Source organism: Streptomyces sp. NPDC037288, from assembly GCF_055603265.1.
Genome location: NZ_JBVJVY010000011.1, coordinates 124,436 through 150,884, shown reverse-complemented (window position 1 = coordinate 150,884; position 26,449 = coordinate 124,436). Strand labels below are relative to the sequence as shown.

Here is a 26,449-nt window from a genome sequence, read left to right as displayed (position 1 = left end):
GTCCCTGCTGCGGATCAGACTTGGACTTCGGGGGAGTCGATGAACGGCGCAGGCATGTTCGAGGGGACGTTTCAGCCGCTGACGGCCGAGGAGCCCCGGAGCATCGCCGGGTATCGGCTGGCCGCCCGGCTCGGCGCGGGCGGGATGGGCAAGGTCTACCTCTCCCACACGCCGGGCGGACGCCCCGTCGCGATCAAGGTGATCCGGCCCGAGTTCGCCGAAGACCCGGAGTTCCGGCGGCGGTTCGCCCAGGAGGTGCGCGCGGCCGAACGGGTGCAGGGCCTCTACACGGCCCCGGTGATCGACAGCGACACCGAGGGGCCGCAGCCCTGGCTCGCTACGGCGTACGTCTCCGGACCCAGCCTTGCCGCGGCGGTCGCCGAGCACGGACCGCTGCCCGCCCCGGCCGTCCTGCTGCTCACCGCCGGGGTGGCCGAGGCACTCCAGGTGGTGCACGGCGCCGGCATCGTGCACCGCGACCTGAAGCCGTCCAACGTCCTGCTGGCCGCCGACGGCCCGCGCGTCATCGACTTCGGCATCGCCCGCGCCGCCGACAGCACCGCGCTGACCGGCAGCGGGGTCACGGTCGGCACGCCCGCGTTCATGTCGCCGGAGCAGGCGGCGGGCCGGACCGTGGGCCCGCCGACGGACGTGTTCGCCCTCGGACAGATCGCGGCCTTCGCGGCGCTGGGCAGGTCCGCGCACGGCGACGGCCCCTCCCATGCCGTGCTCTACCGGATCGTGCACGAGGAACCGGACCTCACCGGCCTGCCCGCGGAGCTGACCGACCTCGTACGCCGCTGCCTGGCCAAGGCCCCGGAGGCGCGCCCGTCCCTCGCCGGGGTCCTGGCCCTCTGCAACGCCGCATCCGGCGCCACGCAGCTGCGCCGGCATGAGGACTGGCTGCCGAGTGCGGTGACCGCGACGATCACTGAACGCTACAAGGCCACCCTCCCGCCGCCGCCCCCGCAAGAACAGCCCCCGGCCCCCATGACCCCCCCACTCCAGCAGCCCCCGACGTCCGCGCCTGCGGCGTCTGCGCAGCTTCCGGCGTCCGAGCCCGTGGCGTCCCCACAGCCCCTGGCCTCCGCGCCCGTGGCGCCCCCGCAGCTTCCGGCGTCCGCGCCTGCGGTGTCTCCGCAGCTCTCGGCGTCCGCGCCCGTGGCGTCTCCGCAGCCCGCGGCGACAGCACCCACGGCGTCCCCGCAGGTCCGGTCGTCCGCGCCTGCGGCGTCTCCGCAGGTCCCGGCGTTCGCGCCTGCGGCGCCCTCGCAGCTTCCGGCGTCCGCGCCGCCCCCTCAGCCCCCGGCGACAGCGCCCGTGACGTCTCCGCAGCCCGCGGCGGCAGCACCCACGGCGTCCCCGCAGGTCCCGGCGTCCGCGCCTGCGGCGCGCTCGCAGCTTCCGGCGTCCGCGTCGCTCCAGCAGCCCCCGGCGTCCGCGTCCGCGCCGCCCCCTCAGCCCCCGGCGACAGCGCCCGTGGCGTCTCCGCAGCCCGCGGCGACAGCACCCACGGCGTCCCCGCAGGTCCCGGCGTCCGCGCCTGCGGCGCGCTCGCAGCTTCCGGCGTCCGCGTCGCTTCAGCAGCCCCCGGCGTCCGCGTCCGCGCCGCCCCCTCAGCCCCCGGCGACAGCGCCCGTGGCGTCTCCGCAGCCCGCGGCGGCAGCACCCACGGCGTCCCCGCAGGTCCCGGCGTCCGCGCCCGTGGCGTCCTCTCAGCCCCCGGCGGCAGCGCCCGCGCCGCCCCCGCAGCTTCCGGCGTCCGCGTCTGCGGCGTTCCCGCATCCGCCGACGGTCACGGCCGCCCCTCCCTACTCCCCGGCGGCCGCCGTACCGCAGGCGCCGGTGCCCCGGCAGCTGCCCGGGGTGCACCAGGCCCCGACGCAGACCGCCCGGCCCACACAGCCGGTGACCGGGCAGCACGTGCAGCCGCCGCCCGGTGCCCGGCGCCGTGGGACCGCCGTCCTCCTCGGCTGTGTCGCCGGAGCCCTCGTGCTCGCTGTCGGAGTCATCGGCTATCTCGCCCGGAGCGGCGGCTCCGACCACGGTGACCAGGCCGAAGCCTCCGGTTCGCCCGCCACGGCCGGCGCCCCCAAGAGCACCGGCCCGTCGGCGAGCGGGCACCCCACCGCCTCCACCGGCGGCACGCCCGCGCCCGAGACGTACAAGAGGATCAACCTCCCCGACGACTACACCCTGAAGCTCGCCGACCGGCCGCTGACACCGCGCCACGACGGCTACCAGGACCTCGACCTGCTGTGCGGCTCCGGCACCTGCTCCCTCAGCACCGTCGGCGACGAGCTCGCCCTGCTCGACCAGGGCGAACAGGGCTCGCTGGACACGTGCCGACACGAGACCCGTTACCTCCCCGAGGGCGACGGCGTCTCCGTCGGCCGCCTGAGCCGGGGCAGGCAGCTGTGCCTGACCACTCCGGACGGCACCATCGCCCTCGTGACCTACCAGGGACAGTCCCCGAGTACCAGCGCCAGCCGGTACGTCACCCTGGACGTCACCCTCTGGCGCGACGCCGTACCGCCGCCGAACGGCTAGCCGGGCGGACCCTGGACCCCGCCGCCGGGCTTGCGGGCCAGCACGAACCCCCGGGCGCGTGTCTCCTCCCCCGACGGCTCCCGGCGTACCGTCGCCACCAGGTCCAGGCCCGCCTCCGTCAGCAGGCCGGTGATCTGGTCGGGGGTGCGCCAGTAGTAGTCGAGGTCGATCTCGTGGCCGAAGCGCTCCGGCAGGTGCAGGTGGCCGGGGTCCGCGCCGGTCTGGAAGGCCAGGAGGGCGTGGCCGCCGGGGACCAGGGTGCGGTGGAATTCCGCGAAGGCCGCCGGCAGGTGGGCGTCGGGGACGTGGATCGTCGAGTACAGGGCGAGGATGCCGCCCAGGGTGGCGCCCGGCAGGTCCAGGGACGTCATCGAGCCGATGTGGAAGCGCAGTTGGGGATAGGTGTCGCGGGCCAGGGCCACCATCGCGGGGGAGAGGTCGACACCGAAGGCCGGGACGCCCAGCTCGGCCAGGAGCGCGGTGACGTGGCCGGGGCCGCTGCCCAGGTCGGCCACGGGGGCCGGGCCGGCCTGCGTGACCAGTTCGGCGAAGGCGGTGATCAGGGCGCGGTCCAGCGGATGCCGGTCACCGGCCGGGAACCGGGCCGCGTAGTCCTTGGCGATCGCGTCGTAGGAGGTGCGGGTCGTCCGCAGGAAGGCCTCGGTCGTGTCGGTCACGTGTGCGCACCCTAGCGGCACGCGGGTCGCGCTGGGGTCCGGTTCGTGGACATGACGAGCGTGACTGTGCCGAGGCGTGGTATCCGTGGAAGGAGGAAACAGAGGTTTTACCCATCAGAGTCCGCCGCCATGCGTCCGCCGGTCAGATTTTCTTCCCCTAACGGGCTGAACTTTTGTTGATCGAGGGGTAGTTGACCAGCCGGGCGTCCTACCCTTCAGAGGGTGAAGCAATTGATGTCCCTAGAGTCCGAGGCCGGCCTCGCGGGGGATGTGCTCCCCGGCGCGCTGAGCGAAGCCCTGCACGCCGAACTCGTCGCGTTCCGTCGCGACTTGCACATGCACCCTGAGCTGGGCAATCAGGAGTTCCGTACGACCGCCGCGATCAAGGAACGGCTGGAGCAGGCGGGGCTTCGGCCACGGGTGCTCGCCAAGGGAACCGGACTCGTGTGTGACATCGGACTCGCGGAGGGTGAGCGCTCGGCCCTACCGCTGCTCGCACTGCGCGCGGACATCGACGCCCTGCCCATCCCGGACACCAAGACCGACTGCCCGTACCGGTCGACCGTGCCCGACCGGGCGCATGCCTGCGGTCATGACGTGCACACGACCGTGGTGCTCGGGACGGGCCTGGTGCTCGCCGACCTGCACGCCAAGGGGCTGCTGCCCCGCCCGGTGCGGCTGCTCTTCCAGTCCGCCGAGGAGGTCATGCCCGGCGGCGCCCTGGACGCCATCGAGGACGGGGTGCTGAAGGGGGTCGGGCGGATCCTCGCCGTGCACTGCGACCCCCGGGTCGACGCCGGGAAGATCGGGCTGCGGCACGGGGCGATCACCAGTGCGTGCGACCGGCTGGAGATCGCCCTTGACGGGCCCGGCGGACACACCGCCCGGCCACACCTGACCACCGATCTCGTCACCGCCGCGGCGCGGGTCGCCGTCGACGTGCCGGCGCTGATCGCCCGCCGCGTGGACACCCGGGCCGGTCTGGCGCTGACCTGGGGGCGGATCGAGTCCGGCCACGCGCCGAACGTCATCCCGCAGCACGCCGAGCTGTCCGGGACCGTGCGCTGCCTGGACCTGGAGGCCTGGCGGCAGGCCCCGGACATGGTGCACGCCGCCATCGACGAGGTCGCCACCCTGCACCGGGCCAAGTCCGAGATCACCTATGTGCGCGGGGTGCCGCCGGTCGTCAACGACCGCGAGTCCACCGAGCTGCTGCGCCGGGCGATGGCCGCGCGGCGCGGCCGGGACGCCGTGGAGAGCACCGAGCAGAGCCTCGGGGGCGAGGACTTCTCCTGGTATCTGGAGCGCGTGCCCGGCGCCATGGCCCGCCTCGGGGTGCGCCGGCCCGGCGAGCGCACGGTGCGCGATCTCCACCAGGGCGACTTCGACGCCGACGAGGACGCGATCACGGTCGGTGTGGACATGTTCACGGCGGCGGCCTTCCTTGAGCCGAACGGGGCGCAGGGCTGATCTTCCGGCCCCTGCGGGGGCCTTCCCCTGGCCGGCGCAACACGCTCCCAAGCCATTCATACACAGCGCGCGACAACGGCATGAGAGGGCCGAGAGCCCGAGTTCAGATGCTGTTTGCCTCGAATCGATAACGGCTTCGAGAGGGGGTTTTTTGCGACATCTACGCGCGTTACGATGCCGCGAAGCCAACGCCGACGGGGCGTTCCGGCCCGAGCACTGGCATGGTGCTCACATCAAGCGCCGTCACGGCGCTCAGGTCAGGTGAAGGAGCCTTCCCGTGCGCCGGGTAGCCAAGCTTTCCGCTGCGTGTATCGCGACCGCAGCTCTCGCCGTGACTGCCACAGCCTGTGGCAGCACCTCCTCCGACAACAACACCGGGTCGTCCGCCTCCTCCGGCGGCGGCAAGGGTGTCAAGATCGGTCTCGCCTACGACGTCGGCGGCCGTGGTGACCGTTCCTTCAACGACTCCGCCGCGCGCGGTGCCGACAAGGCCGTGAAGGACTTCGACGGTTCCGTCAAGGAGCTGACCGCGAAGACCTCGGACACCGAGGCCGACCGTGAGCAGCGTCTGTCGGACCTGGCGGACGCGGGCTACAACCCGATCGTCGCCGTCGGCTTCTCCTACGCCCCCGCCGTGACCAAGATCGCCGCGAAGTACCCGAAGACCAACTTCGGCATCGTCGACTCGGTCGTCAAGGGCGCGAACGTCAACAGCATCACGTTCACCGAGGAGCAGGGCTCCTACCTGGCCGGTGTCGCCGCCGCGCTGAAGACCAAGAAGGACCACGTCGGCTTCATCGGCGGTGTCGACAACCCGCTGATCAAGAAGTTCGAGGCGGGTTACGTCCAGGGCGTGCACGACACCAAGCCCAAGGTCAAGGTCGACGTCCAGTACCTGTCCCACGGCCAGGACTTCTCCGGCTTCTCCAGCCCGGACAAGGGCCAGCAGGCCGCGCAGGGCATGCTGGACAAGGGTGCCGACGTCATCTACACGGCCGCCGGCTCCTCCGGCAACGGCGCGATCGAGGCCGTGCACGGCGTCAAGGGCGCCTGGGGCATCGGCGTGGACTCCGACCAGTACAACATCCCGGGTCTGGCCCAGTACAAGAGCTCGTTCCTGACCTCCATGGTCAAGAACGTCGACGTCGGTGTGTACGACTTCATCAAGTCCGTCAAGGACGGCAAGCCGCTGACCGGCAACAACGTCTACTCGCTCGCCAAGGGCGGTGTCTCGCTCGCCACGAGCGGTGGCTTCATCAAGGACATCCAGCCCAAGCTGGACGCCGCGAAGAAGAAGATCGTCGACGGCCAGATCAAGGTCAAGACCACCCCGTGACCTGACGGATCCGTTCGGTCCTGACCGGCCGGATCCGATCGGTCCCGGTTGACGGATCCGGTCGGTCCAGGCTGACGGATCCGATCGGCCCGTCGGACCTCGGCTCGGCGAGGGAACGCCGTCCCAACGGCCCCTCGCCGAGCCATAACAATGTGTCAACTCTACGCGTGTAGCGCGGAGTTGCCGCGCTAGCGTCGCCGACGCCTGCCACCTCCCCTATGCAGCCCCTTTCCCCGAGGAGAGTGCGCCATCAACGCGTCCAGCCCTCCCGCTGCCGTCGAACTGCGCGGCATCACCAAGCGCTTCCCCGGCGTCGTCGCCAACCGCGACATCGACATCACGGTCCGCACGGGCACCGTCCACGCCCTGTGCGGTGAGAACGGCGCCGGCAAGTCCACCCTGATGAAGATCCTCTACGGCATGCAGCAGCCGGACGAGGGCACGATCACCGTCAACGGCGAACAGGTCGTCTTCCACAACCCCGGCGACGCCATCGCCCGCGGCATCGGCATGGTGCACCAGCACTTCATGCTCGCCGACAACCTCACCGTGCTGGAGAACGTCGTCCTCGGCGCGGAGAAGCTGTACGGCATCGGCGGCAAGGCCCGCGCGAAGATCAAGGAGATCTCCGACGCGTACCACCTGAACGTCCGCCCCGACGTCCTCGTGGAGGAGCTGGGCGTCGCCGACCGCCAGCGCGTGGAGATCCTCAAGGTCCTCTACCGCGGCGCCAAGACCCTCATCCTGGACGAGCCCACCGCCGTCCTCGTACCGCAGGAGGTCGGCGCCCTCTTCGACAACCTGCGCGAGCTCAAGGCCGAGGGCCTCACCGTCATCTTCATCTCCCACAAGCTGGGCGAGGTGCTCTCCGTCGCCGACGAGATCACCGTCATCCGGCGCGGTACGACGGTCGGTACGGCCGAGCCGTCCCACACCACCCCCAAGCAGCTCGCCGAGATGATGGTCGGCAGCGAACTGCCCACCCCGGAGACCGCGGAGTCCACCGTCACGGACGTCCCGATGCTGGAGGTCGAAGGCCTGCACCTCGCGCAGACCGACCTGGAGGGCATCGAGCGGATCATCCTGGACCAGATCTCCTTCACCATCCACCGGGGCGAGGTCCTCGGCATCGCCGGAGTGGAGGGCAACGGCCAGTCCGAACTGGTCGAGGCGATCATGGGCATGCGCCACCCGGACGCCGGCGTGATCACCCTCGACACCGCCGACATCTCCCACGCCGCCACCCGCCACCGCCGCGAGGCCGGCATCGGCTACATCCCCGAGGACCGCCACCGCCACGGCCTGCTCCTCGAGGCCCCGCTGTGGGAGAACCGCATCCTCGGCCACGTCACCGAGAAGCCCAACTCGCGCGGCGGGCTGATCGACATCAAGGCGGCCCGCGCCGACACCGAGCGGATCGTTGAGGCGTACGACGTCCGCACCCCCGGCATCGACGTGACCGCGGCCTCGCTGTCCGGCGGCAACCAGCAGAAGCTGATCGTCGGCCGCGAGATGAGCCACAACCCCAAGCTGCTCATCGCCGCCCACCCCACCCGCGGTGTGGACGTCGGCGCCCAGGCGGCCATCTGGGACTACATCCGCGAGGCCCGCCGCGAGGGCCTGGCCGTACTGCTGATCTCCGCCGACCTGGACGAGCTGATCGGCCTCTCCGACACCCTGCGGGTGATGTACCGCGGCCGACTGGTCGCCGACGCCGACCCCGCCACCATCACCCCCGAAGAGCTGGGCTCCGCCATGACGGGTGCGGCCACCGGCCACCTGGAGCACACAGAGGACGACGAGCGATGAACAAGCTGACCTCACGGATCGACAAGGAGCGGCTGTTCCTCGGCATCGCCGCGCCGGTGCTGGCGGTCGTCGCCGCGCTCGTCGTCACCGCCCTGGTGATCCTCGCGACCGGCAAGAACCCCGGTCCCGCCTTCAACGACATGCTGACCTACGGCTTCGCCAGCGACAGCCAGGTCTACATCCTCAACAAGGCGACCACGTACTACCTCGCGGGCGTCTCGGTGGCCATCGGCTTCCGGATGAACCTGTTCAACATCGGCGTCGACGGCCAGTACCGGCTCGCCGCGTTCTTCGCCGCCGTCCTCGGCGGTGCGCTGACCCTGCCCGGCTGGCTCTCCATCCTCCTGATCCTCATCTGCGCGATGGCGACCGGTGCCCTGTGGGCGGCCATCGCCGGTGTGCTCAAGGTGACCCGCGGCGTCAGCGAGGTCATCTCGACGATCATGCTGAACTCGATCGCCACCGCGATCATCGCCTACCTGCTGCAGCCCGGAAAGCTGGCCCAGCTCCAGCAGGGCGGCACCGTCGTCGCCACCAAGCCGCTGCCGTCGGCCTCGCACTTCTTCGACATCGACACCGGCCCGGCCGGCGTGCTGTGGGGCTTCATCTTCGTCGCCGTGATCGTCGGCATCGCGTACTGGTTCGTGCTCGGCCGCACCCGGTTCGGCTACGACCTGCGTACCGTCGGCCAGTCCGAGAGCGCGGCCACCGCGAGCGGTGTGTCGGTCAAGAAGATGGTCGTCACCAGCATGATCATCTCGGGTGCGGTGGCCGGCCTGATCGGTATGCCGACCCTGCTCAACGACAGCTACCAGTTCAGCAGCGACTTCCCGGCGGGCATCGGCTTCACCGGCATCGCCATCGCGCTGCTCGGCCGCAACAACCCGGTCGGCATCGCGCTCGGCGCCCTGCTCTGGGGCTTCCTGGAGCGCACCACCAACCACCTGGAGTTCCAGGGCTACGACAAGGAGATCCTCGGCGTCATCCAGGGCGTCATCGTCCTGTGCGTCGTCATCGCCTACGAGGTCGTACGCCGCTACGGCCTCAAGCGCCAGCAGCAGAAGGTCGGCGCCGAACTCGCCGCCCAGGCCGCCGCCACGACGAAGAAGCAGGAGGTGGCGTGATGACTGCCACGATGACCGACGCGCCGCCGCCCGCGGCGCCCAGGGCGGCGGGCGCGCCGCAGCGCTCGGGCCGCTCCCGGGGCCAGATCCTCCTGCTCGTCGCGGGTGCGCTGCTGCTCCTGGCCGCGATCCGTATGATCACCGGCTCGCAGGACCTCGACTCGGCCGGGCAGGTCGGTGCCGCCCTCGGCCTCGCCGTGCCGATCGGTCTCGCCGGTCTCGCCGGTCTGTGGTCGGAGCGCGCCGGTGTGGTCAACATCGGCCTCGAGGGCATGATGATCCTCGGCACCTTCGGCGCGGGCTGGGTCGGCTGGCAGTCCAGCCCCTGGCTCGGTCTGCTGGCCGGCGTCGGCTTCGGCGTCCTCGGCGGCCTGCTGCACGCCGTCGCCACCGTCACCTTCGGCGTCGACCACATCGTCTCCGGTGTCGCGATCAACCTGCTGGCGCTCGGCGCCACCCAGTACCTCGCCAAGCTGTTCTTCGCCGGCGGCGCCGCGGCCAACGCGGGCGGCAACCCCAAGCAGTCCCCGCCGGTGGACCCGCTGCCCGACGTCACCGTGCCCGGCCTCTCCGACGGCCTGCACTCGATCGAGAACCACCACTGGTTCCTGGTCTCCGACCTCGCCGGCATCCTCGGCGGCCTGATCACCCACCTGTCCGTGATCACGGTCCTGGCCGCGGTGCTCTTCGTCGGCAGCTGGTGGATCCTGTGGCGCACCCCGTTCGGCCTGCGGCTGCGCTCGTGCGGCGAGAACCCGACCGCCGCCGAGTCCCTCGGCGTCAACGTCTACACCTACAAGTACGCGGCCGTCGCCGTCTCCGGCGGCCTCGCCGGCCTCGGCGGCGCCTTCCTGGCGCTGGTCACCTCGCACACCTACCTCGAGGGCCAGACCGGCGGGCGCGGTTACATCGGCCTCGCCGCGATGATCTTCGGCAACTGGCGTCCGGGCGGCCTGGCGATGGGCGCCGGCCTGTTCGGCTACTCCGACGCGCTGCAGCTGCGCAACGGCGGTACGACCGTCCACGCCCTGCTGCTCGTGCTGGTCGTCCTGCTCGTCCTCATGGCAGGCTGGAGGCTGTACCGCACCTCGCTGTGGCAGGGCGCGATCAGCCTCATCGTGGCCGCGCTGGTCCTGGTCTGGTACCTGCTCACCGACGAGGTCCCGAGCGACTTCGTGGGCGCCACCCCGTACGTCGTCACCCTGCTGGTGCTGTCCCTGTCGGCGCAGCGCCTGCGGATGCCGAAGGCGGACGGCATGCGCTACCGGAAGGGCCAGGGCAAGTGACGAGGCAAGCCGCCGGCTTCGACTGGGAGGCGCTGCGGGAGGTGGCGCGGGAGGCGATGAGCCACGCGTACGCCCCCTACTCCGGCTTCCCGGTCGGCGTGGCGGCCCTGGTCGACGACGGCCGCACGGTCACCGGGTGCAACGTGGAGAACGCCTCCTACGGCCTCGGGCTGTGCGCCGAGTGCGGCCTGGTCTCGGACCTCCAGCGCACCGGCGGCGGCCGCCTGACCCACTTCACCTGTGTGGACGGCGGGGGCGCCCTGCTGGTCCCGTGCGGTCGCTGCCGTCAGCTGCTGTACGAGTTCGGCGGTCCGGACCTCCTCCTGGACACCCCCGCGGGCGTCCTGACGCTGTCCGAGATGCTGCCCCAGGCCTTCGGCCCGGACCATCTCACCAAGTAACGCCGTACGGCCCCCCTGCCCCGCTCGCAGGGGGGCCGTGCGCTTCGCACCTCCCGGAAGGAAGCCACCAGCCATGGCCATGGACGCCATCTCCGTGATCCGCACCAAGCGGGACCGCGGCGAGCTGACCGACGAACAGATCGACTGGGTCATCGACGCCTACACCCGCGGCGAGGTCGCCGACTACCAGATGGCCGCGCTCAACATGGCGATCCTGCTCAACGGGATGAACCGCCGCGAGATCGCCCGCTGGACGGCGGCCATGATCGCCTCCGGTGAGCGCATGGACTTCTCGGCCCTGTCCCGCCCGACGGCCGACAAGCACTCCACGGGCGGCGTCGGCGACAAGATCACCCTGCCCCTGGCCCCTCTCGTCGCGGCCTGCGGCGCGGCCGTCCCGCAGCTCTCGGGCCGCGGCCTCGGCCACACCGGCGGCACCCTGGACAAGCTGGAGTCGATCCCCGGCTGGCGCGCCCTGCTGTCGAACGAGGAGATGCTGCACGTCCTGGACACGACGGGCGCGGTGATCTGCGCGGCGGGCGACGGCCTGGCCCCGGCGGACAAGAAGCTGTACGCGCTCCGCGACGTCACCGGAACGGTCGAGGCCATCCCCCTGATCGCCTCCTCGATCATGTCGAAGAAGATCGCCGAGGGGACGGGCTCCCTGGTGCTGGACGTCAAGGTCGGCACGGGCGCCTTCATGAAGACGATCGAGGACGCCCGTGAGCTTGCTTCGACGATGGTCGGCCTGGGCACCGACCACGGTGTGAAGACGGTGGCGCTCCTGACGGACATGTCGACCCCGCTCGGCCTGACGGCGGGCAACGCCCTGGAGGTCCGCGAGTCGGTGGAGGTCCTGGCGGGCGGCGGCCCGGCGGACGTCGTGGAACTGACCGTCGCCCTGGCCCGCGAGATGCTCGACGCGGCCGGCATCAAGGACGCCGACCCGGCGAAGGCCCTGGCCGACGGCTCGGCGATGGACGTGTGGCGCCGGATGATCCAGGCCCAGGGCGGCGACCCGGACGCGGAGCTGCCCACGTCGAAGGAACAGCACGTCATCAAGGCCCCGTCGTCGGGTGTCCTGACCCGCCTGGACGCCTACGGCGTCGGCGTCGCCGCCTGGCGCCTGGGCGCGGGGCGTGCCCGCAAGGAGGACCCCGTGCAGGCGGGCGCCGGCGTCGAGATGCACGCCAAGCCGGGCGACCCGGTGACGGAGGGCCAGCCGCTGCTGACCCTGCACACGGACACCCCGGAGCGCTTCGAGTACGCCCTCCAGGCCGTCGAGGGTTCGTACGACATCGCGGCGCCGGGCACGGACTTCACGGCGACGCCGGTGGTGCTGGAACGTATCGCCTGACCAGGTCATTCATCGTGCGGGTGAACGGGATCGGTGGACCTCCGCCGATCCCGTTCGGCATGCTGGGATCGGTGACGCACGGATAGGAGACCGCCATGAGCGCACTCACCGTGAGCCAGGACCCCGACCAGAACTGGGACGACCTCGTCCGGTACTGGGAGGAGATGGAATGGCCCGAGGGCAGCAAGGTGGAGATCATCGAGGGGATCATCACCGTGTCCCCTTCTCCCGCGTTCCGCCACAACGTGATCGCGGCCCGCGTCCAGCGCCGCCTCTACTCCGTGATCCCCGAGGACTGGGAAATCTTCCAGACCCAGTCGATCGCCGTACCGTCACGGCTGGGCATGCTCATCCCGGACCTGCTGGTGGTCCCGGTGCAGGAGCGCCCGGAGACGGACTCCTACCTCCCCGCCGCCCTCGCCGAACTCGTCGTCGAGGTGACCTCCAAGTCCAACGCCCGCCACGACCGCGTCAGCAAGGCCGCCGCCTACGCCACCGCCGGTATCCCGCTCTACCTCCTCATCGACCGCTGGGCCCCCGGAGGCCCCACCGCGACCCTCCACGGCGAGCCGAAGGGCGACGTCTACCGGGTCCTCAGCGCAGTGAAGTTCGGCGATCCCATCAAGCTCCCGGCGCCCTTCGACCTGACGATCGACACGGGAGAGTTCCCCGTCGACTGACCGGGCGTCAGCCCAGCACCGCCGCCACCCCCACCAGTACCGGCACCGACACCGCCGTCGACAGCAGGATCGACTCGCGGGCCAGGCCCTCGGCCACGCGGTAGCGGCTGGCGTACGTGAACAGGTTCTGCGCGGCCGGGAGGGCCGAGGTCACCACCACGTCCAGCAGGGGCGCGCCGTGCAGGCCGAAGAGCGTCGTGGCCAGGGCCCAGGCCACGAGCGGCTGGCCCAGTGACTTCAACGCCGCCGACAGCAGGACCGGTTGGCGGTCCCTGCCTCGGCCCGGGGCCGGACTGCCGTGCAGGGACATGCCGAAGGCCAACAGCGCCGCCGGGACGGACATGTTGCCGATCAGCGTGAGGGGGTTCATCAGCGGACCGGGCACCGCCCAGCCCGCCGCCGACACCACCACCCCCGACAGGGAGCCCACCGCTATCGGATTCCGCAGCGGTGTCAGCAGACGCCGCCACACCGTGCCCTTCTCGCCCATCCCGGAGAGGTCCAGGACGGTCAGCGCGACCGGGGTCACCAGGACGACCTGGAAGAGCAGCACCGGTGCCACCAGGGACGCGTCACCCAGGACGTACGCGGCGATCGGGATGCCGAGGTTGCCCGAGTTGACGTAACCGGAGCACAGGGCGCCGATGGTCGTACGGCCCACCCCCCAGCGCCGCAGCACGCCGACCACCACGAAGATCCCGGACACGGCGGCCGTACTGAGCGCCGTCACCAGCAGCCGGGCGGAGAACAGCACCGACAGATCGGCCCGCGCGAGGGTCGTGAACAGGAGCGCGGGGCCCGCCACCGTGAAGGCCAGCCGGGTCAGCACCTCGCCGCCCTGCGCGCCGAGCGTCCCGCGCCGCCCGAGCACATAGCCCACCCCGATGACGACCGCGATCACCGCGAACCCGCTCAGTACCCCCGTCACAGGGCCAACCCTCCGAGTCGACGGGGGGACCGGTCAATGTGATCTGTGCCGATGAGTTACGCCCGCCCCGCGGGTCTACCGCATGTGAAGGCCAAGGAACCCGCTGTGCTCGCGCTGCCCGGCCCCGTCGCCCGTGACGAGGTCGCGGGGCTGTGCGCCCAGGTGCAGGAGCTGCTGGCGGGCAGCCGGGACCGCGTCGTCGTGTGCGATGTGGGCGGGCTCGGGCCGCCGGGGCTGGCCGTCGTGGACCTGCTGGCGCGCCTGGAGCTGGCCGCCCGCCGGTCCGGCGGGCGGATCCGTCTGCGGGACCCCGATCCCGCGCTACCCGCCCTGCTCGACCTCGTCGGCCTTCGCTTCCAGACGGAGGGGCAGGCCGAAGAGCGGGAACCAGCGCGTGGTGTCGAGGAAGCAGTGGAAACCGGTGATCCGGCCGTCTGACAGCTCCAGCACCTGCACCGCCCACGGGCTGAACCCGCCGTTCTCCGGGTCCGGCTTGTAGTGCGCGAACCCGGGCAGGCCGTTGACCTGGACCGGCACCAGACGGGAGTCGGCGCAGGAGGCACCGAGGGTGGTCATGAAGCCGGTGATGTCGGCCGGGCCGCGCAGCCACAGGTCGAACGGGGGCATCGTCATGACGGCGTCCTCGTGGAGCAACGCCGTCAGCGCCGTCATGTCGTACCCCTCGAAGGCCTTCACATAGCGCTCAAGGAGTCTCTGCTGCTCCTCGTCGAGCGGGTCGGACACCGCGCCCTCGGGGCCCGCGTCCGCGCGCTCGGCGAGCGTGGCCCGCGCCCGCTGCAGCGCGCTGTTGACCGAGGCGACCGTGGTGCCCAGCAGCTCGGCGACCTCGCTCGCCTTCCAGGCCAGCACCTCGCGAAGGATCAGCACCGCCCGCTGCTTGGGCGGCAGTTGCTGGAGGGCCGCCATGAAGGCCAGCCGGATCGACTCCTTCGCGACGGCGGCCTCCGCCGGGTCCTCGACCGTCGGCAGCACCCGCGCGTCCGGCATCGGCTCCAGCCACGTGTGGTCCGGCCGGGGGGACAGGGCCGCCTGGGCGAGCGGGGTCGACTCGGTGAGGTCCATCGGCCGCGCCCGCTTGTTGCCCGCCGTCAGCATGTCCAGGCACACGTTCGTCGCGATCCGGTACAGCCACGAGCGCAGCGAGGAGCGGCCCTCGAACTTGTCGTAGCTCCGCCAGGCCCGGACCAGGGTGTCCTGCACCGCGTCCTCGGCCTCGAAGGAGGAGCCGAGCATCCGGTAGCAGTACCCGGTCAGCTCGGTCCGGTGCTTCTCCAGTGCGACGTCGAGATCCGCCGTCGCCGTGCTGTCGCCCATCGTCCACCCACCCCTGTGGCCGTCCCTGCGGCGCACCTTCGCGCCACTTGGGAAGCTACCGCAGGGGACTGACAACGGCGTGCCGAGTTGGGAGAAGTGCAGGTGAGAGGCGGTGCGCCCACGAACTCGGGTGGTGCGGTTCGCGGGCGGCTGCGAGTTCGTCGCGGGTACTCGCGCAGTTCCCCGCGCCTCTCACGCGGCGTCTCAGTGGGCGTTGGCCACCAGCGAGCGTCGGGCCTCGACCCGCGCCGCCCGCGTACCCAGCACCGTGATGGTGACGACCCCGACGACGGCCAGCAGGCCCACCCCCACCGTGCCGCCCCAGCCGTCCGCGTGGAACGCCGTCGCGCCGACCGTGCTGCCGACGCTGGAGCCGATGTAGTACGCCGACTGGTAGAGCGCCGAGGCCTGCGCGCGGCCGTGCGTGGCCGTCTTGCTGACCGCCGAGGACGCCACCGCGTGGCCCGCGAAGAACCCCGCCGTGATCAGCACCAGCCCCAGCAGGACCAGCGGCAGCGAGGGCGCCACCGAGAGCAGCAGGCCCGCCGCCGTCGTACCGCCCGCCAGGTACAGCGCGCCCCGGCGGCCGAGCCGGCCCACCAGACGGCCCGCCGTGGACGCCGACACCGTGCCCACCAGGTAGACCAGGAAGATCGAGCCGACGATGCCCTGCGGCAGCCCGAACGGCGCCTCCGTGAGCCGGTAGCCGATCACCGTGTAGACACCGCCGAACACCGTCATGAACAGCGCACCGATCGCGTACAGGCGCCGCAGCAGCGGGTTGGCGAGGTGGTCGCGGACCGTGCCGAGCAGCACGCGGGGCCGCAGCGAGCCCGCCTTGAAGTGCTTGGGGGCCGGCAGCAGCAGCCGGAACGCCACCGCGCACGCCACGGCGACCGCGCCGATCACACCGACCGAGACCCGCCACCCCCACTCCTGGGCCACCCAGCCGGTGATCACCCGGCCGCTCATGCCGCCGACGCTGTTCCCCGCGACGAACAGGCCGATCGCCGTGACCAGCGCCTTCGGCCGGACCTCCTCGGCCAGATAGGCCTGCGCCGAGGCCGGCAGACCGGCCAGGGCCGCGCCCTGCACCGCCCGCATGGCCACCAGCGCGCCGATCGACGGCGCGAACGGCACCAGCAGGCCGACCGTGACCGCGACGGCCAGCGAGCCCGTCATCACCGCACGGCGCCCGAAACGCTCGGACAGGGCGCTCATGGGCAGCACGAACAGCGCCAGTCCGCCGGTCGCGGCCGCCACGGTCCAGCTCGCCTCGCTCGCCGCGACCCCGAACTCGCCGGAGATCAGCGGCAGCAGGGCCTGCGTGGAGTAGAGGAGGGCGAACGTCGCGACTCCGGCGAGGAAGAGGGCGAGACTCATCCGGCGGTAGCCGGGGCCGCCCGGGGTCATACGGGAGTCGGCGTCGGTGGGGTCGACGGAAGGGACGTGCGTTGCGGCGTCCAGGGTGGTGGACGCCCCGGTACTGGCGGGAGACATGTCCTCGACCGTAGGAGGGCCTGTCTCATCCGTCCAATGCATGAATTCGCCATAATCATTCCCATGACGCATCAGCAGAGCTCACAGGCCCGTCTGTCACCATCCGGTGACACAGAAGACATGTCTGAGATGTCGCGGGTGCTCGCCCCGCGCCTCGCGTACTTCGCCGGCGTGGCCCGCACCGAGCACGTCACCCGGGCCGCCCACGAGATGAACGTCCCCCAGTCCACCCTCTCCCGCGCGATGGTCCGCCTGGAGCAGGACCTCGGCGTCGACCTGTTCGCCCGCCACGGCCGTACGGTCTCCCTGACCCCCGCCGGCCGCACCTTCCTCACCTCCGTCGAACGGGCCCTCGCCGAGATAGAACGAGCCGCCGAGGAGGTGCGCGCCGACGCCGACCCCGCCACCGGCAAGGTCGCCTTCGGCTTCCTGCACACCATGGGCGCGGAGACCGTACCCGGCCTCCTGCACGCCTTCCGCGCCGACCACCCGCGCGTCCGCTTCAGCCTGGTCCAGAACTACGGCGAGGCCATGCTGGAACGCCTGCGCGCCGGCGAGCTGGACCTCTGCCTCACCTCACCCGTCCCCGACGCCCCCGACCTGGTGGCCCGTCGCCTGGACGAGCAGAAACTCCGCCTGGTCGTCCCCGCCGACCACCGTCTGGCCGGCCGCCGCCGCGTCCGTCTCGCCGAGGCGGCCGAGGAAACCTTCGTCACCCTGGAGCCCGGCTATGGCCTGCGCCGCATCTTCGACACCCTGTGCCGCGAGGCCGGCTTCCGCCCGAAAGTCGCCTTCGAGGGCGAGGAGGCGGAGACCCTGCGGGGTCTGGTGGCGGCGGGTCTGGGGGTCGCACTGCTGCCCCCGCCGACCGTTGCGCGTCCGGGGGTGGTGGAGCTGACGGTCACGGCCCCGAGGGCGGTCCGCGAGATCGGCGTCGCCTGGCTGGCCGGCCGACCGGACACCCCACCGGTGGCGGCGTTCAAGAAGTTCCTGCTCTCAAGAAGGGGCAACTTGCTGCCGACGTGAGGGGCGCCGAAGGCCCCGGAGTCCTACCGCTTCAACGACCGGCCGAACCCCACAGCCAACGGCATCCTCAGACCGATCGGCGGCGGAGCGGCAAGCGCATCCTCGACGGGGCGGGACACGGAGTGCCCGAACAAGGCCCCCATCATGAAATCAACGGCCAGACAGGCGACCTCGTCCCGATGCCCATGCAACCCGTGCCCGTCGGAATGCACTTCGAACCGGCACACCTCCCGGTTGGTCTTCTTCGCCCGCGCGGCGAACCGGAACGACAGTTCGGGGTCGGTCCGTTCGTCGTTCGTGCCGTGCACGATCAGCACCCGCCGCCCCACCAGCTGCCTCACCGGCTCGGCGGGGGCGGCCACATCCTCCTCCGGCAGCCAGGGGGCCAGCGCCACGACGGAGTTGACCGCTTCGTGCCCGCCCGCCCGCAACGCCGCCCGTCCGCCCATGTCCACCCCGACCAGACACACGGGGACGTCGCCGTACCGCCGTACGACCTCGTCGGTGCCCCACTCGGCGTCCATCGCCAGGTGCGCCTCGCTCCCGTTCCAGCCCCGGTAGCGATACCGCACGGTGTGCACGGCCAGTCCCTCGTCCCGGCCGGCCCGTGCGATACGCCGGCCCAGCGAGCGCAGCGCGATCGTCGCCCGCACGGGGGACGGCCTGCGGGCGGAGACCTCCTCCCCGCCGGGGAGCAGCAGCACCGCTCCGCTCACCCCCGTCGGCACCGGGCCGATCGCCTTTCCCAGCCCGGCCGTTCGGACCGGTGTCGCTTGCTGTCCCATGACAGAACAGTGTCAGAAGGGGCGGTGTGCGAAACCCGTATGTGCGGTCACCGTTGCGTATCGACGGGAAAGCGCCGGGAAAGTGCTGTGAAAGAGCCGTCGCGTTCACCGGGTCCTCTACGCGCGTAGGCGTTACAGTGCGGAAATGACGAGCCAGACTGCGCCAAGTGGGGCCGTTCCGACGCCGGACCAGATCCGCCGGGCACCCAAGGTACTGCTGCACGATCATCTCGACGGCGGGCTCCGCCCCGGCACCGTCGTCGAACTCGCCCACGCGACCGGCTACTCGGAGCTTCCCGAGGCCGATCCGGACAAGCTGGGCATCTGGTTCCGCGAGGCCGCCGACTCCGGCTCGCTGGAACGGTATCTGGAGACCTTCAAGCACACCGTCGGCGTGATGCAGACCCGGGAGGCGCTCGTCCGGGTCGCCCGCGAGTGCGCGGAGGACCTCGCCGAGGACGGGGTCGTCTACGCCGAGGTGCGGTACGCCCCCGAGCAGCACCTGGACGGCGGGCTGACCCTGGAGGAGGTGGTCGAGGCCGTCAACGAGGGGTTCCGGCAGGGCGAGCGGATCGCCCGGGAGAGCGGCCGGCGCATCCGGGTCGGCGCCCTGCTGACCGCCATGCGGCACGCGGCCCGCTCCCTGGAGATCGCCGAACTGGCCAACCGCTACCGGGACCTGGGGGTGGTCGGCTTCGACATCGCCGGTGCGGAGGCCGGCTATCCGCCCACCCGGCACCTCGACGCGTTCGAGTACCTCAAGCGCGAGAACAACCACTTCACCATCCATGCCGGCGAAGCCTTCGGGCTGCCCTCCATCTGGCAGGCCCTGCAGTGGTGCGGCGCCGACCGGCTCGGGCACGGCGTACGGATCATCGACGACATCGAGGTCCGCGAGGACGGCTCGGTGCGGCTCGGCCGGCTGGCGTCGTACGTCCGCGACAAGCGGATCCCCCTGGAGCTGTGCCCCAGCTCCAATCTGCAGACCGGGGCGGCGCCCTCCTACGCCGAGCACCCGATCGGGCTGCTGCGCCGGCTCCACTTCAGGGCCACGGTGAACACCGACAACCGGCTGATGTCGCACACGAGTATGAGCCAGGAATTCGAGCGTCTCGTCGGGGTGTTCGGCTACACGCTCGACGATGTTCAGTGGTTCTCGGTCAATGCAATGAAATCGGCGTTCATTCCTTTCGATGAACGACTTGCGATGATCAATGACGTCGTCAAGCCCGGATATGCGGAACTGAAATCCGAATGGCTGTTTCAGCAAACGCCCTCCACCAGGGGTTCTGCCGGCTCGGCGGGATAAGGGCGGCTCGCTGGGGGCGCGGCTTGTGAACGGGGGTTCACAAGCCGTCCGCATTTCGGTGTTTGCGGCGGGCGATCGGGCGTGTTTACGGTCGTGGACCGTTCATCGTTTTTGTTCCGTCCCCTCATGGCAAGGACGCATTTCCCATGAAGCACTCTGCTGTCAGGACCCTCGGTGTCGCCGCTCTCGGTGCCGCCTTCGCCGCCGTCGGCGCGGGCGCGGCCCACGCGGCCCCGGCGGTGCCGGACACCGCCCCGGCGCTGGACGGCGTCACCAGGACGCTGCCGGCCGAGAACGTCGGCACGGCGCAGCCGGGTGCCGCCGACGCCCTCACCCGGGGGCAGGACGCCCTGGGGGCCGGCGTGGCCGCCGCGCAGCCGGCCGTCGAGAGCGCGCTGAGGCAGGGGACGACCGCGCCGGTACACAGCCGCCTCGGCGAACTGCCGGTGCAGAACCTGCCCACGCGCGGCCTGCCCACGCGCGGCCTGCCCACGCACGGCCTGCCGGTCGACGGGGTGTCGCTCGGCTGACGCCGACTGCCGTACGACGCCGTCGGGGCGCCCCGGTCAGATCCGGGAGCGCCCCGACGGCGTTTCGCGTACGGCGGTCGGTCACCAGGCGGTACGCGTCCTGTCCTCCGCCGGCAGCAGGATCCACAGCGCTATGTAGAGCAGGAACTGCGGGCCGGGCAGCAGACAGGACAGCAGGAAGATCACGCGCATCGTCGTCGCGGAGGTGCCGAAGCGCCGTGCCAGCGCTGCGCACACTCCGCCGAGCACGCGGCCGTGGGTGGGACGGACAAGGGCGCTCATGTCGACTCCTCCGGGTCGTCGGTTCGCTGTCGTCAGGTGTCTTCAGCTGTCTTCGACGGTACGGAGACGAAGCGGGCGAAGCGTCACTCTACGGAGCTATTCCGACCCTGGGAATCGTCGGGGTACGCCCCTGAGACAGCTCCTCCTGGACGGTGACGGGCTCGGTCCCGGCGCGCTCGTGCGTCTCCTGCCTGCGCAGCCGGGCGCGGCCCGCGGGCACGACGAGCAGGTGGGCCAGGACCACACCGGTGGTGTTGAGGAGCAGCGAGTCGACGTCCACGACCCTGCCGGGTACGCCGGTCTGCAGCAGGGCGATCCCGAGAGAGATCAGGGCGCCCGCGGCGGCCGTACGGATCAGGGAGGCGAGCGGGGAGACGACGAGCCTGCCGTGGGCCATCGGCACCAGCACGCCGAGCGGGGCGAGCAGTGCCAGTCCCTCGCCGAGGGGTCTCGCGGCCCGCGGCCAGCCCAGGGCCAGATCGGCCCGGATGCCGGCGAGTGGGTGCAGGTTGGGGGGTGTCACCCAGGGCACGTCCAGGGGTCGCAGCATCAGCCAGGCCACGAGGGCGAGGTGGGCGACGAGGAGGACACCCCCTGTCACCCGGATACGGATCGCGGCGCTGCCGCCGCTGGAGCCTTGACGCTGCACGCCCCCCAAGACGCAGCCCCGGGTACGAACGGTTCCGCACCGCAACCATCCGGTGCACCTTGCCCACCCCCGTGCCCACCCGTGCCGCCCCTCCGCGCCCGCGACGGGCGGCCCCGACGGCGGGAGCCGCTATGTGCGTCCGACCTCGCTGGAGGGGGGCTGGACGCTTCCGGGGCGGTCGCGGACCTCGCCCGTGCATTCGTAGCGGCGCAGCCTGTCGTTGGCCGGGCCGCCCAGGATGACCGAGCCGTCGCCCTCCGTCGCCGCCGAGTCGGACAGGGTGCACACCAGCTGGGCCAGGGCGTAGGAGGTCAGACGCGACGGTGCCGTGCTCAGCCGGAGCGTGTCCTCGGGGTTCCCCGGGCCGGGCCCGCTCACGCTGAGACCGCCCGGCACGTACGTCGCATAGCCCGCGGAGCGCTCCGCGGCGGAGGGCGCCGCGGCGAGCTGGTCCAGCAGCCCCTGCGCCACTATGACCCGGCGCCGCGCGTCCGGGGTCCCCTCGGGGACGCGTACCGTCCGGTCGACGGTCACCAGGGAGGCCCCGCACAGCAGGAAGACCTGCACGGGCACCCCCTGCGAGGACTGCGTGGACGGGTTCGGCCCGGCCAGCGAGCACGGCACCCGGGAGGGCGCCGCGCCGAAGTCGGTCGGCACCTGGGTGGCCCGGATGCCGCAGCCGGCGAGCAGCAGACCCAGGAGGGGCAGCCCCACCAGGCGTCGTCTCACGGCCTGGCGTCGTCCCACGGTCCGGCGTCGTCTCTCGGTCCGCGCGGTCATGACCCCTCCTCTCCTGAACTGTCGTCGGTTTCCTGCTTGTCCTGTTGAGGGCCCCCCTCCGCCTCCTCCGTCAGCCGGGAGGCGTCCCGTGGCAGCGTGAGGGTGAACACCGCGCCGCCGTCGGGCGAGTTGGCGGCGGTGATCTCGCCGCCGTGGATGTGGGCGTTCTCCATGGCGATGGACAGGCCCAGGCCGCTGCCCTCGGAGCGCGGCCGGGAGGCGCTCGCCTTGTAGAAGCGGTCGAAGACGTGCGGCAGGACGTCCTCGGGGATGCCGGGTCCGTGGTCGCGGACCTCGATCACCATCGAGTCGTCCGACTCCCGCACCGACACCCGCACCGGCGATCCGCCGTGCTTGAGGGCGTTGCCGATCAGGTTGGCGAGGATGACGTCCAGCCGGCGCGGATCGAGGCGGGAGTGGATACCGCGTTCGGCGTCCAGGTCGACCGCGTCCAGCCAGGCCCGGGCGTCGATGCAGGCGGTGATCTGGTCGGCAACGTCGACGTCGTCCAGGACCAGCCGGGCGGTGCCCGCGTCGAAGCGGGTGACCTCCATCAGGTTCTCGACCAGGTCGTTCAGCCGGCGGGTCTCGCTGACCACCAGCCGTACCGCGGGCTCGATCATCGGGTCGATGCTCCCCGACTCGAACTCCAGCTCCTCCTCCAGCACCTCCGTCACGGCGGTGATGGCGGTCAGCGGCGTCCGCAGCTCATGGCTCATGTCGGCGACGAAGCGCCGCGAGGCCTCGTCCCGCGCGGCCATCTCCGCGACCCGCTGTTCCAGGGCCTCGGCCGCGTTGTTGAACGTCCGGGACAGATCCGCGAGTTCGTCCGTGCCGGACACCCGCAGCCGCGTGTCCAGCCTGCCCTCACCGAGCCGCCGGGCGGCCACGCCGAGCCGGTGCACCGGCTTCAGCACGGTCGTGGCGGCGGCCTGCGCGAGCAGCGCCGCACCGATCAGCGCCAGCCCGGTGGCGATGCCCAGCGACCAGGCCAGCGAGTTGAGGTCCTTGGCCTCCGGCTCCAGGGACTTCGCCATGTAGCCGGTCGGACCGCCGCCTATGACGCGCGTGCCGGCCACCAGATAGGGCGTGCCGTGGTCCACGACCCGCTGCCAGTACAGGTGGTACGGCTCCCGGTTGGCGTCGGTCACCTTCTGCCGCTTGGCCACGGCCGTGCGCAGCGACTTCGGCACGTCCTCCAGCGCGAAGACGTTGATGCCGCCCGAGTTGCCGTACACCGTCTTGCCGTCGGCGTCCTGGGCCACCAGCAGCACGCTGAAGTGCTGGCTGCCGGCCGCCATCTGGCCCGCCGCGCGCTGGAGCTGGTCCTGCGTGGGGTGTTCCGGCAGCGCGCCCGCGCGGTTCTGCATCTCCTGCCGGAAGTCGCGCAGCACCGCGTCCTGGGCGCGGGTGAGCACCGCCTCCCGGTTCAGCCAGTAGGCGATGCCGGACGCGGACACCGCCGCGGTGAGCGCGACCAGTGCGAAAACCACGACCAGGCGCAGCCTGAGACTGGTGAACCTGAGCCGCGACAGACTTCCCTTGCGCCGCGCGGACCACCCGCGCAGCCCCCCTTGCCCGTCGGTCACTGAGGGACGTCCAGGCGGTAGCCGACGCCACGGACGGTACGGATCAGGGTCGGGGACGAGGGCACGTCCTCGACCTTCGCGCGCAGCCGCTGCACACAGGCGTCCACGAGCCGCGAGTCACCGAGGTAGTCGTGCTCCCACACCAGCCGCAGCAGCTGCTGCCGGGACAGCGCCTGACCGGGCCGCCGGCTCAGCTCCAGCAGCAGCCTGAGCTCGGTCGGGGTCAGCTGCAGATCCTCGCCGTTCTTCGTCACGGTCATCGCCGAGCGGTCGATGACCAGGCTGCCGAAGGTCGCCGAATCGCTGGACTCGCGCTCGCCGCGCCGCAGTACGGCCCGGATCCGGGCGTCCAGCACCCGGCCCTGGACCGGCTTGACGACATAGTCGTCGGCGCCGGACTCCAGCCCGACCACGACGTCGATGTCGTCGTTGCGCGCGGTCAGCAGGATGATCGGCAGCTGGTCGGTGCGCCGGATGCGCCGGCACACCTCGAAACCGTCGATGCCGGGCAGCATCACGTCCAGCACGATCAGGTCTGGCCGCTGTTCGCGCAGCAGCTTCAGACCGTCCTCACCGCTGGCAGCGGTGGCCACCCGGTGTCCCTGGCGCGTCAGAGAGAGCTCCAGGGCCGTACGGATGGCGTCGTCGTCCTCGATCAGCAACAGGGAAGGCACGGGCTCATTCTGGCCCATGGACGGGGTTCGTACGACCTGCGCGCACCAGGCCCTCCCCGCCGCCACGCAGTGTGCACTTCCTGTGACGGGCCTGGGCCGGACCCCTGTGACAGGTCTGTGACAGTCGGCGGACACGTCCATGAAGTCACCCCGGCAGTCTTTTGGGCACGGGCAGGGCGGTCATCCGAACCGGCCCGCGCACGACCGAACCACCGCAAGTCCACGACGGGGAGCGCGAGATGAACACGCTGCACAGCATCAGCACCAGCGCCGTAGTCACGCGTCTGCACGACGTGCACCGGGGGTCCGAGAAGTCCGGTGCCGTGAGCGGGCGGGGGTGCGCTCGCGGCACCGGGCGTCAGCACCCGGCATACATGTCGGTGGTTGACGCGCACACGGGGGAAACGCACGGGGGAACCGCGTACAGGGAGGACTCGGGGGAGCAGCGCCGTTCGCTGACGGAGGCGGAGTTCACCGCCTACGTCCAGGAGCGCCGCGCCTCCCTGTACGCCACCGCCTACCACCTGACCGGTGACCGCTTCGAGGCCGAGGACCTGCTGCAGAGCGCGCTGTTCTCGACGTACAGGGCGTGGGACCGGATCAGCGACAAGGCGGCGGTCGGCGGCTATCTCCGCCGCACCATGACCAACCTGCACATCAGCGCCTGGCGGCGCCGCAAGCTCAACGAGTACCCGACCGAGGAACTGCCGGAGACGCCCTCCGACACGGACGCGATGCGCGGCACCGAGCTGCGCGCGGTCCTGTGGCAGGCGCTGGCCCGGCTGCCCGAGCTCCAGCGCACCATGCTGGTCCTGCGTTACTACGAGGGCCGCACGGACCCGGAGATCGCGGAGATCCTCGACATCAGTGTCGGCACGGTGAAGTCCAGCATCTGGCGGTCGCTCCGCCGGCTGCGCGAGGACGAGGTCCTCAGCTTCGGCCGTGACCAGGAGGACGCCTTCGGCGAACTCGTCGCCTGAAGGCCAGGGGTCACTGGGGGGTGACCTGAGGGGGAAACACGGGGGAGAAACGGGGGAACCACTGGGGGAGGGGCACGGGGGAGCAAGGGGAACGGGACTGGTGGGCCGGGGGGTCCGACCAGTCCCGTTTCGCGTTGCGTACGCCGGTAGGGCCGTCCGTACGCCGGTCACGCCACCGTCTGGCGGCGCACCTGCCGTCCCGCTGTTGCCGCCGCCAGCCGGCCGAGGGCCTCGTCCCGGTCGCACGGATGCGCGCCCAGGGACACCTGGCGGGCGACGATCGACCGCTCCGCGCGCATCAGCCGCCAGCCGCGGCGCAGCAGGAACGGCACCGACTTGCGCCCCTCCCTCAGGTCGCGCAGGAAGCGGCGGCGGAAGGTGGTGACGGCGCCCCGGGTCAGGCACAGTGCGTCCGCCAGCAGCCCCAGCTCGCGGCAGCGCTCGACGATCTCCGCGGCGAAGATGCCCTCCGCGATGAACAGCCGGGTACGGCCGATGCTCAGCGTCTCCTCGCCCGTACGGGCACTGCGTGCGATGTCGTACACCGGTACCGGCGTCGACCCGGTGGCGCACAGGCGGGCGATGGCCTCGACGGCGACGTCCGCGTCCCACGACCCGGGGTGGTCCCAGTCGATGTCCGAACTCCCCGCCACCTGCGGCAGAGTCGGGTCGTCGCCTTCCTTGTAGAAGTCGTCGAGGCGCAGCACGGGGAGCCCGGAGCGGGCGGCGACGAGGGACTTGCCCGAGCCCGAGGGGCCGCACAGCAGGACGACACGGGCGGGGGACGGGAGATGAAGGCTCACGGAACACCAGTTTGACGCATGGGGGGCCGCCTGCCGACCCCGCGGGTCGGCTTTTGAGCGTGACTCCCGCCTCAACTACTCTTCGTGTCGAACCCGTTACCTCACGCAACCGAAGGCGGCCCCTGGATGGCACGACACGCGTTCCCCCTCAACCACACCGCGAAGCGGGCCCTGATCGTCCTCGCGACCGCCTCGGCGGCGCTGGGCGCGGCCGCGGTGACGGCGTCCGCGGGCACGGACGCCGCTCGCCTCGCGGAGGTGCCCTGGCGGCCCGCCGCCACCTTCGGGACGATGGCCCCGCAGGCCGCCGTGCAGGGCGCGACCAGTGGCCTGCAGTACGCCACCGTGCCCGTCCAGGCCCTCCAGTACACCCCGGTCGGCAGTGTCGCCGCCGGCCCGGCGGACGACGGCGACGTCTCCGGATACACCGGCCCGCTCGTCGAGACCGGGACGGTCGGCGTCGTACCGACGCTGGAACGGACGGTCGGCGGACTGCTGGGCGGCGGCGGGGCCTGAGCCGGCCGGCGGCACACGAGAGAGCCGCGTCTCCCCCGGACGGAGGGAAGACGCGGCTCTCGGCCGTGGGGGC

The 26,449-nt window shown here is 71.7% G+C and carries 25 protein-coding genes and 1 pseudogene; 15 read left to right on the top strand and 11 right to left on the bottom strand.

Annotated elements, in window-relative coordinates:
- Window positions 1–39: 39 nt before the first annotated feature.
- Window positions 40–1,308: pseudogene (locus ACZ7GZ_RS16095) on the top strand (serine/threonine-protein kinase); the annotation flags it as partial.
- Window positions 1,309–2,546: 1,238 nt separating this feature from the next.
- Here ACZ7GZ_RS16095 and ACZ7GZ_RS16090 read toward each other — a convergent pair.
- Window positions 2,547–3,227: a class I SAM-dependent DNA methyltransferase gene (locus ACZ7GZ_RS16090; RefSeq protein ID WP_471024556.1), complete on the bottom strand. Its 681-nt coding sequence runs from the start codon at window positions 3,225–3,227 to the stop codon at window positions 2,547–2,549.
- Window positions 3,228–3,461: 234 nt separating this feature from the next.
- On the opposite strand from ACZ7GZ_RS16090, the gene ACZ7GZ_RS16085 reads away from it, so the two are divergent.
- The 8 genes from ACZ7GZ_RS16085 to ACZ7GZ_RS16050 all read left to right on the top strand — a co-directional run bounded on the left by ACZ7GZ_RS16085 (window position 3,462) and on the right by ACZ7GZ_RS16050 (window position 12,690).
- Window positions 3,462–4,697, top strand: coding sequence for an amidohydrolase (locus ACZ7GZ_RS16085; protein ID WP_471024554.1), 1,236 nt, complete (start codon window positions 3,462–3,464; stop codon window positions 4,695–4,697).
- A 277-nt stretch (window positions 4,698–4,974) separates the two neighbouring features.
- Complete coding sequence (locus tag ACZ7GZ_RS16080; RefSeq protein WP_471024553.1) at window positions 4,975–6,033, top strand: BMP family lipoprotein; 1,059 nt, start codon at window positions 4,975–4,977, stop codon at window positions 6,031–6,033.
- 282 nt (window positions 6,034–6,315) lie between these two features.
- Entirely contained in the window at window positions 6,316–7,842 is a 1,527-nt protein-coding gene (locus ACZ7GZ_RS16075; protein ID WP_471024649.1) for an ABC transporter ATP-binding protein, read from the top strand.
- Window positions 7,839–8,966 carry an ABC transporter permease gene (locus tag ACZ7GZ_RS16070; protein WP_471024551.1) on the top strand — a complete coding sequence of 376 codons (1,128 nt, stop codon included), beginning with the start codon at window positions 7,839–7,841 and terminating at the stop codon, window positions 8,964–8,966. The genes ACZ7GZ_RS16075 and ACZ7GZ_RS16070 overlap by 4 nt, the downstream gene beginning before the upstream one ends.
- On the top strand, window positions 8,966–10,252 hold the full coding sequence (locus ACZ7GZ_RS16065; protein ID WP_471024550.1) for an ABC transporter permease: 1,287 nt from the start codon (window positions 8,966–8,968) through the stop codon (window positions 10,250–10,252). Before ACZ7GZ_RS16070 ends, ACZ7GZ_RS16065 begins: the two co-directional genes overlap by 1 nt.
- The gene (locus ACZ7GZ_RS16060) at window positions 10,249–10,653 is read left to right on the top strand and encodes a cytidine deaminase (protein ID WP_471024548.1); all 405 of its coding nucleotides are present in this window, start codon (window positions 10,249–10,251) and stop codon (window positions 10,651–10,653) included. Before ACZ7GZ_RS16065 ends, ACZ7GZ_RS16060 begins: the two co-directional genes overlap by 4 nt.
- A gap of 79 nt (window positions 10,654–10,732) precedes the next feature.
- On the top strand, window positions 10,733–12,010 hold the full coding sequence (locus ACZ7GZ_RS16055; protein ID WP_471024647.1) for a thymidine phosphorylase: 1,278 nt from the start codon (window positions 10,733–10,735) through the stop codon (window positions 12,008–12,010).
- Between the two features lie 95 nt (window positions 12,011–12,105).
- Window positions 12,106–12,690: a Uma2 family endonuclease gene (locus ACZ7GZ_RS16050; protein ID WP_471024547.1), complete on the top strand. Its 585-nt coding sequence runs from the start codon at window positions 12,106–12,108 to the stop codon at window positions 12,688–12,690.
- Between the two features lie 7 nt (window positions 12,691–12,697).
- On the opposite strand, the gene ACZ7GZ_RS16045 is transcribed toward ACZ7GZ_RS16050, so the two are convergent.
- Window positions 12,698–13,618, bottom strand: a complete 921-nt coding sequence (locus ACZ7GZ_RS16045) for an AEC family transporter (RefSeq protein WP_471024546.1) — start codon at window positions 13,616–13,618, stop codon at window positions 12,698–12,700.
- A gap of 51 nt (window positions 13,619–13,669) precedes the next feature.
- Here ACZ7GZ_RS16045 and ACZ7GZ_RS16040 point away from each other — a divergent pair, with 51 nt between their 5' ends.
- Window positions 13,670–14,056 carry an STAS domain-containing protein gene (locus ACZ7GZ_RS16040; protein ID WP_471024545.1) on the top strand — a complete coding sequence of 129 codons (387 nt, stop codon included), beginning with the start codon at window positions 13,670–13,672 and terminating at the stop codon, window positions 14,054–14,056.
- Here the strand turns inward: ACZ7GZ_RS16040 and ACZ7GZ_RS16035 are convergent.
- Both ACZ7GZ_RS16035 and ACZ7GZ_RS16030 read right to left on the bottom strand, forming a co-directional pair.
- Window positions 13,940–14,953 (bottom strand): sigma-70 family RNA polymerase sigma factor, encoded by a 1,014-nt coding sequence (locus ACZ7GZ_RS16035; protein WP_471024544.1) that lies wholly within the window; start codon window positions 14,951–14,953, stop codon window positions 13,940–13,942. The genes ACZ7GZ_RS16040 and ACZ7GZ_RS16035 overlap by 117 nt on opposite strands.
- Before the next feature lie 204 nt (window positions 14,954–15,157).
- On the bottom strand, window positions 15,158–16,453 hold the full coding sequence (locus ACZ7GZ_RS16030; RefSeq protein ID WP_471024542.1) for an MFS transporter: 1,296 nt from the start codon (window positions 16,451–16,453) through the stop codon (window positions 15,158–15,160).
- A gap of 63 nt (window positions 16,454–16,516) precedes the next feature.
- Between ACZ7GZ_RS16030 and ACZ7GZ_RS16025 the strand changes: the two genes are divergently transcribed.
- Window positions 16,517–17,479, top strand: coding sequence for a LysR family transcriptional regulator (locus ACZ7GZ_RS16025; protein WP_471024541.1), 963 nt, complete (start codon window positions 16,517–16,519; stop codon window positions 17,477–17,479).
- A gap of 23 nt (window positions 17,480–17,502) precedes the next feature.
- Here ACZ7GZ_RS16025 and ACZ7GZ_RS16020 read toward each other — a convergent pair whose 3' ends face one another.
- Window positions 17,503–18,264, bottom strand: coding sequence for an alpha/beta hydrolase family protein (locus tag ACZ7GZ_RS16020; RefSeq protein ID WP_471024539.1), 762 nt, complete (start codon window positions 18,262–18,264; stop codon window positions 17,503–17,505).
- A 145-nt stretch (window positions 18,265–18,409) separates the two neighbouring features.
- Here ACZ7GZ_RS16020 and ACZ7GZ_RS16015 point away from each other — a divergent pair, with 145 nt between their 5' ends.
- Together ACZ7GZ_RS16015 and ACZ7GZ_RS16010 are read left to right on the top strand one after the other, a co-directional pair.
- Window positions 18,410–19,573: an adenosine deaminase gene (locus ACZ7GZ_RS16015; protein ID WP_471024538.1), complete on the top strand. Its 1,164-nt coding sequence runs from the start codon at window positions 18,410–18,412 to the stop codon at window positions 19,571–19,573.
- A 146-nt stretch (window positions 19,574–19,719) separates the two neighbouring features.
- On the top strand, window positions 19,720–20,103 hold the full coding sequence (locus ACZ7GZ_RS16010) for an ATP-binding protein (RefSeq protein WP_471024536.1): 384 nt from the start codon (window positions 19,720–19,722) through the stop codon (window positions 20,101–20,103).
- Between the two features lie 81 nt (window positions 20,104–20,184).
- Here the strand turns inward: ACZ7GZ_RS16010 and ACZ7GZ_RS16005 are convergent, their stop codons facing one another.
- From ACZ7GZ_RS16005 to afsQ1, 5 genes are all read right to left on the bottom strand, one after another.
- A complete protein-coding gene (locus ACZ7GZ_RS16005; protein WP_450799047.1) occupies window positions 20,185–20,385 on the bottom strand; it encodes a PspC domain-containing protein in 201 nt (66 codons plus the stop codon).
- Window positions 20,386–20,473: 88 nt separating this feature from the next.
- On the bottom strand, window positions 20,474–21,034 hold the full coding sequence (locus ACZ7GZ_RS16000; RefSeq protein ID WP_471024535.1) for a VanZ family protein: 561 nt from the start codon (window positions 21,032–21,034) through the stop codon (window positions 20,474–20,476).
- Between the two features lie 129 nt (window positions 21,035–21,163).
- The gene (locus tag ACZ7GZ_RS15995; RefSeq protein WP_471024533.1) at window positions 21,164–21,814 is read right to left on the bottom strand and encodes a hypothetical protein; all 651 of its coding nucleotides are present in this window, start codon (window positions 21,812–21,814) and stop codon (window positions 21,164–21,166) included.
- Complete coding sequence (locus tag ACZ7GZ_RS15990; protein WP_471024532.1) at window positions 21,811–23,403, bottom strand: ATP-binding protein; 1,593 nt, start codon at window positions 23,401–23,403, stop codon at window positions 21,811–21,813. Before ACZ7GZ_RS15990 ends, ACZ7GZ_RS15995 begins: the two co-directional genes overlap by 4 nt.
- Entirely contained in the window at window positions 23,400–24,077 is a 678-nt protein-coding gene (afsQ1, locus tag ACZ7GZ_RS15985; protein WP_159399211.1) for a two-component system response regulator AfsQ1, read from the bottom strand. Before afsQ1 ends, ACZ7GZ_RS15990 begins: the two co-directional genes overlap by 4 nt.
- 239 nt (window positions 24,078–24,316) lie before the next feature.
- On the opposite strand from afsQ1, the gene ACZ7GZ_RS15980 reads away from it, so the two are divergent.
- Window positions 24,317–25,057 (top strand): SigE family RNA polymerase sigma factor, encoded by a 741-nt coding sequence (locus ACZ7GZ_RS15980; protein ID WP_471024531.1) that lies wholly within the window; start codon window positions 24,317–24,319, stop codon window positions 25,055–25,057.
- Between the two features lie 167 nt (window positions 25,058–25,224).
- Here the strand turns inward: ACZ7GZ_RS15980 and ACZ7GZ_RS15975 are convergent, their stop codons facing one another.
- Entirely contained in the window at window positions 25,225–25,860 is a 636-nt protein-coding gene (locus tag ACZ7GZ_RS15975) for a uridine kinase family protein (RefSeq protein WP_471024529.1), read from the bottom strand.
- 126 nt (window positions 25,861–25,986) lie between these two features.
- On the opposite strand from ACZ7GZ_RS15975, the gene ACZ7GZ_RS15970 reads away from it, so the two are divergent.
- Entirely contained in the window at window positions 25,987–26,376 is a 390-nt protein-coding gene (locus tag ACZ7GZ_RS15970) for a hypothetical protein (protein ID WP_471024528.1), read from the top strand.
- Window positions 26,377–26,449: the final 73 nt, after the last annotated feature.